Below are 300 nucleotides of genomic sequence, written 5' to 3'. Positions count from 1 at the left end.
ACTACAAGGGCTGGACCAGCAACGGCGTGGTGATTCTTCGGCACGACACCGAGATCGGCGAAGGCACGCCCGTCACCTTCTACTCGATCTACCAGCACCTGCACCACGTGCACCGCACGCCCGTCGCCACCAAAGACGCCAAGGGCAAAGCCGTCACCGAGGACGTTGCCCTGAAGAAGGGCGACAAGGTGTACCGCAAAGACCCTATCGGTGCGGCCGGCGCCATCTACGGCCGCATCGGCCGCATCCATCTGGAGATCGTCGCGGACGAGGCCAATGTCGCCGCCCTGATGGGGCGCA

1 protein-coding gene is annotated in these 300 nt (G+C 64.7%); it reads left to right on the top strand.

The features are described 5' to 3' along the window. The coding region (locus JHD67_RS22095; RefSeq protein ID WP_199101238.1) for a hypothetical protein at window positions 1–300 on the top strand (300 nt) is incomplete at both ends.

Source organism: Dyella sp. ASV21 (genome assembly GCF_016428975.1).
GTDB lineage: Bacteria > Pseudomonadota > Gammaproteobacteria > Xanthomonadales > Rhodanobacteraceae > Dyella.
The sequence above is the reverse complement of the archived record's forward strand: the minus strand, read 5'-3'. Positions and strand labels throughout refer to the sequence as shown.